The sequence below is a fragment of the Streptomyces albidochromogenes genome, from assembly GCF_005981925.1.
GTDB classification, from domain to species: Bacteria; Actinomycetota; Actinomycetes; order Streptomycetales; family Streptomycetaceae; genus Streptomyces; species Streptomyces albidochromogenes.
In genome coordinates, this window is sequence record NZ_VBVX01000387.1 from 1 (window position 1) to 5,386 (window position 5,386).

Below are 5,386 nucleotides of genomic sequence, written 5' to 3' on the forward strand. Positions count from 1 at the left end.
GGGGGGGGGTGCGTGCGCAGGGTGAGCTGGGGATCAGCCGGGCGCAGGTGTTCCGGCTGATCGAGATGGTGCACAGCGCTTGGTGGCCGGGCGCTTTTCGGCCGATGACGCCGCCGCACGAGTGGTTTGGTCGGTCTGCTGCCGTGCCGTCGCCGGCCTGGCCTTGCGGTACGGCTGCGCTGGCCCGGCCGGGCCAGTGCAGCGCTCCTGGGTCGGCTGGGGCAGCTCAGTCGGCGGCGAGGCCGACTTTGGTGTAGTAGCGCTCGAGGTGTGCACGGTTGTGGGTGGCCAGGCCGATGTGGCCGTCGGGGCGGATCAGGAACAGGCCCATGCCGAGGGCTTGCGCCAGGGCGCCGCCGGTCACCTGCAGGGTGCGGACGGTCGGTGGTACGGGGGGTGGTGTGCTGTCCACTGCGAGCAGGGTGAAGTGGGGGCCTGTGAGCAGTTCGAAGAGCTGCCGCGGCGTGTCGTGGGCGGCTGCGTCTGCGTCTGCGGGGGTGTATGCGAGGTCGGGGGCGCGGTCACCGGCTTGGAGGATGGTGGGCGTGAGCTGTTCGCGGGCCTCGGTGCTCAGAGGACTGTCACGGTAGTGGACTGACAGGAGGGTGAGGCGGTTTCGGTGGCGAGCGCGCTCGCGGCTTCCTTCGGGTTTGCGGCCGAGGCGGTAGAGCTGGGCGCTGAGGTCGAGGACGTCGTGGGCGGCAGGGCGGCGTTCGGCGTCATAGCTGTCCAGCAGCGTGTCGGGCGCGTTGCTGTGAAGGACTTGGCCTAGTTTCCAGCCCAGGTTGTAGGCGTCGTGTACGCCGATGTTCAGGCCTTGGCCGCCGCCGGGCGGGTGGACGTGCGCGGCGTCGCCCGCGAGGAAGACCCGTTTGTCGCGGAAGCGTTCGGCCAGTGCTGTGCGGGGTTTGTAGTACGAGGTCCACTGGACGTCGGTGACGGCCGTTGGCGGCAGGTGGGTGCGGGTGGCGATCAGTTCCCGGATTCGTTGCGGGCAGGGGTCGCTGTCCTCGTCGCCGACCGGGGCGGTGAGCTGGAACTGGTCGGTTCCGGGCAGCGGGCAGAGCAACAGTTCGCCGCCCGGCCCGTCCGGCCACATGTGCCAGTGCTCGCGGTCCAGGCCGTCGAGACGCACGTCCGCGACCACCGCCGCGTGCAGTGGGCCGCCCTCGGTCTTCATCGTGATGCCCAGCGCCTCGCGGACCGTACTGCGTCCGCCGTCGGCGCCGACCAGATAGGCGGCGGTCAGGGTGCGGCGGCTGCCGTCGGTCTGTGTCACCTCGGCATGCACCTGCTGGTCGCTCTGACGCAGGGCCGTGAGCCGAGTGCCGTACTCCACCGCCCCGCCCAATGCCAGGAGCCGGTCCTGCAGGATTTGCTGCGTCCGCCATTGCGGCATCAGCCACTGCACCGGATACCGCGACACGGGCGCCTGGGGGTCGCGTTCCACCAACCGCCATTCGCCCGCTCTGCAGCCGTTGCGCCAGGTCTGCATGGGCAGCAAGGGACTGCCGGCCTCCCGCAGCGCGTCCATGACGCCGAGATCGTCGAAGGCCTCTTGGGTGCGCGGCTGCAGGCTCAGACCGCGTGATCCGGTGAACGGCCGGTCGGCCGCCTCGACGATGAGACTGCGTACGCCGCGCCGGGCAAGGTCGACCGCCAAGGTGAGGCCGGTCGGGCCTGCGCCAACGATAAGAACGTCAACAGCGTCCCTCGACTCGGCTTGGGGAGAGGGGTCGGCGGGCATAACTCACCGCTTTCTGCCGTCGGCCACGGCCTAGAAGGAGTGCGACTCTGCGGGATGTGTCACGCAATGCGTTAGAGGTCGGACATTCCCATTGACAGTGTGGGTTCGTCGTCCGGCCACCCGCGTGCACCCGCATGGCCGGACAACCGGGCCGGTACCCTGACGATTCCCCGAGGCGCTGCCCCTCGCGCCCTCTGCCCAGCCGCCTCCGCCCGGCGCACCATGGAGACATGGCGTCGGTGAGTGAGCCGGAGCAGGGCGGGTCGCTGGAGCCGGCCGGTCGAGATGATGCGGTGCGGCTGACCGAGCAGCTGCGTGCGGCGATCGGAGGCGCGGCGGGCCGCGACCTTCCTGGCCCAGCGGGTGCGGGACGCGCACCGGGCGCGGGTGTGGGGTGTGCTGGGGTAATCGGGGTGGGGTGCGTATGCGCAGGGTCAGCTGGGGATCGGCCGGGCGCAGGCGTACCGGCTGATCGACATCGCCGAGTCGGCCGGTGCGTTGAACCGGGCGATCGGCGCTGCCGGTGTTCTGGCCGATGTGTCACCCGCGGGAGACACGGACGCGGGCGGGCTGGTGGACATGAGGTTGTCGCAGCGGGCGCTGGACGACGTCCACGGCCGACTCGATGAACTCACCGCCGTCGTCACCGAGTGGCTCACTGCCGCTGCCCAGGCCGGGCAGCTCGAGTGGACGGTGGTCCGGGCTATCGTGGCCCAGGTCGTGGACGAAGTCCGCCGCACTCCGCTCCCCGCCCCCGGTGGCACCGCCGAAGACGACGGCCAGGGGCTGGAGCGGGCGCTCGCTAACACGGAGCGGCATCCCACTGACACGACGGCGGTACGGCGCCTGGCCGACGAGATGGCCTCGACCGGCGGACGCCTGGGGCAGACTGCACTCGAACTCGCCCCGGCCTTTCTGTCCGACCAGGACGCTGCCGACAGGTCCTCGCCCCGTACGCGGACGACATCGGGATCGATGGGGAAACGGCGCTGGCCGTACGCCGCTACGCGCTCACCGGCGACCGCCACGCACTGGCAGGCACCTGGCTCTGACCACCAGCAGCCTGCTGTGGCAACAGCACTCGGGGCCGGCCGCTGCAGCCCGCTGCGGCCGGCCCCTGGAGGGGGTGCACCATGTCCTAACCACTCACTCATCATCAGTCGAGTGCCCACCCGAGACAGCCCTTAACAACCCCAGGCGAAGTCAGTCCCGTGACCCGAGTGCCGCCGACGCTGTTGCGCCAGGCGACACGCGCATGACCCCATCCCCTGGCATGCGCGCGGCCGCACGGAGGCCCTGGTAACCGGGGCAAGGTCCAGGGCCCCCGCCCCAGCCGGCTCCCGCCCGTGCGCGCGGGCTTCACCCGGCCGGGCCCGTGACCAAGGCCCGTCGGCACAGTTGGCCCGAGGGCGCGTGCGTGAATCCAAACCTCCACGGATGTACGCTCCCGCCGTGGGGTCCGTGCTGCTGGAGGTGGGGTGAGGGTGGTGGGCGATGACGGGGACGGTGTCGTCGTAGACGCGGTAGCCGTCCTTCCCGTACATGCTGGCGTTGTTCCACTGGCCCTTCCAGCACTCCGCGGAGAGGTCGCGGACGGCCTTCATGCGGTTCATCATCGCCTCGGGGCCGACCTGGGCGGTGAACACGAACGCCACCGGCGGGTAACCCGCACGGTCGTGGCCCCTGCTGTGGTCGCTGTAGAGCGTTTGCCCCATCGGGATGTCTTGGTTGTTGGTGTCCTTGGCCGTGCGGCGGAAGGACCTGCGGTACTTGTAAATCTTGCCCGCGATCTCCCGGGGTTCGGTGCCGTTCTCGACCTCCACGAACAGCACCGGCAAGCCCGCCTCCGGAGCCGTCGGAACGGCGTCCGCGCGGGGACTGCCCTTGCTCGGGTTCGCCAGCGTTCCGCTCACCGGAAACACGACCTCCGTCTCCCACCCCGGCCAATGTACCCAGCCCCGCCGGCCGGGCCGGCTTCGCAGTGGTCGTCTGAGCCGGGACAGTCCAGGGGGCGGGCGGGCTCTGAGCTGCCGACCGGCACAGCGCGATGTGGAGATCCGGGGGGAGGCCGCCCCGCACCACGCTGGTCTGTCGCGGAGGCCACAGGCATCTGCCCGGAGCATTGTCCCTGTGTGCCATCCCTGCGGGTACAACGCGCCTCTGCGCCGCCCACGCGCGACCATTCGGCAGCCACAGGAAGGGAAAACCTAGGCCGCAGGCGGTGCGGCTGTCGCCTCACGCCCCGGCGCTCTCGCAGAGCGGCACGCGCCTGCCGGGTGTCCAGCAGAAGCAAGAACTCCTCGAACTCGCCGCCCTGTCGGACATCACCCCAGTGGCGAACGTCATCGACTACGCCGTGGAGTACGTGCCACTTCGATTCGTCTGCACCTCTTCGAACACCAGGTGGTTTCCGGTGCGGCGGCGGACGACGGTCTGCCGCTGCGGACCAAGCCCGTAGGCATCCCGCCGGGACGAGGACGCGCCCCGCTCACCCCCGAGGAGATCGACGGAGTTGATCATGGGGCCCGAGGCAGCGGGGTTCCAATGTGCAGGTAGTGGCGATGTAACAGTCAGTGCCCTGCTACGTTACGGAAATGTCGTCCGGCGGCTGTACGCATGAACGTGGGCACATCGTCGATTCGCGGTTCTTCGGAGCTGGGTACGGCACAGAAGCCAGCAGACGAATCTTCTGTGATGTCTGCCGGTTCCAACGCTGGTTGGACGTGGAGGCCGCGCTCGCACTCAGCCAAGCCGAACTCGGAATGATCCCCAAAGGCGCAGCGGCCGTGATCGCGAGCGCCGCCCAGGTATGCGCTCTCGACATGGAGTGGGTGCGCGCTGAGATAGCCCGTACGGGCCATTCACTGGTTGGGTTGTTGAGCGCGTTGGAGCACGCGTGCCCTGGAGATGCGGGCCAGTACGTGCACCTGGGCGCGACGACGCAGGACATCGAGGACACCGGCCAGTGCCTTGAGATGCGCGATGTGCTCGATGAGGTCGACGTGCTCCTGCGGGTGCTGGTAGCGGACCTGGTTGACCTGGCGGAGACGCACGTGACCGACATGGCGCTGGGCCGGACACATGCCCAGCCGGCGCTCCCGATGGGATTTGGTCTGAAAGTGGCTGGCTGGGTCGATGAGTTGCTGCGGGACGTCGAACGGCTCGACCAGGTGCGGCCCCGGTCGCTGGCCGTCCAGCTGTTCGGCGGTGTTGGCACCATGGCGGGCTTCGGCGGGCAGGGCCGCCGCCTGATCCACGTATTCGCCCGGCGCCTGGGTCTGGCGGTCCCTGCGGCCGGCTGGCACACGGCGCGGGACCGGGTCGCCGAGTACGTGTGCGCACTGGCTCTGACGACGGGAACCCTGGGCAGGATCGCCGACGAGATACGGACCCTGTCCCGCCCGGAGTTCGGCGAGGTCCAATCTCCTTGGCGGCCCGGCACAGTTGGCAGCAGCACCATGCCCCACAAACGTAACCCCGAAGCGTGCGAGCAGGTCGTCGCCCTGGCCCGCTTAGAGGCCCTAACAGAAGTTGTTGATCAAGTGACTTTCGACTTGGGTGGTCGTTGGTCCGGTCGTGGGGAAACGTCAGTCGCGGCCGTGGATCGTGTCGGACGAACTGTGGTCGCTCATCGAGCCG

At 69.5% G+C, this 5,386-nt stretch carries 5 protein-coding genes; 1 reads left to right on the plus strand and 4 read right to left on the minus strand.

What is annotated here, in order from left to right:
- Positions 1-226 precede the first annotated feature (226 nt).
- From E2E34_RS30715 to E2E34_RS35710, 4 genes are all read right to left on the minus strand, one after another.
- Positions 227-1,747, minus strand: a complete 1,521-nt coding sequence (locus E2E34_RS30715) for an FAD-dependent monooxygenase (protein ID WP_138905133.1) — start codon at positions 1,745-1,747, stop codon at positions 227-229.
- Between the two features lie 540 nt (positions 1,748-2,287).
- A complete protein-coding gene (locus E2E34_RS30720; protein WP_138905134.1) occupies positions 2,288-2,566 on the minus strand; it encodes a hypothetical protein in 279 nt (92 codons plus the stop codon).
- 365 nt (positions 2,567-2,931) lie between these two features.
- Positions 2,932-3,660 (minus strand): hypothetical protein, encoded by a 729-nt coding sequence (locus E2E34_RS30725; RefSeq protein WP_138905135.1) that lies wholly within the window; start codon positions 3,658-3,660, stop codon positions 2,932-2,934.
- A gap of 436 nt (positions 3,661-4,096) precedes the next feature.
- Positions 4,097-4,267, minus strand: a complete 171-nt coding sequence (locus E2E34_RS35710; protein ID WP_167518423.1) for a hypothetical protein — start codon at positions 4,265-4,267, stop codon at positions 4,097-4,099.
- Between the two features lie 74 nt (positions 4,268-4,341).
- Here E2E34_RS35710 and E2E34_RS30730 point away from each other — a divergent pair.
- The coding region (locus E2E34_RS30730; RefSeq protein WP_138905136.1) for a lyase family protein at positions 4,342-5,386 on the plus strand (1,045 nt) is incomplete at its 3' end.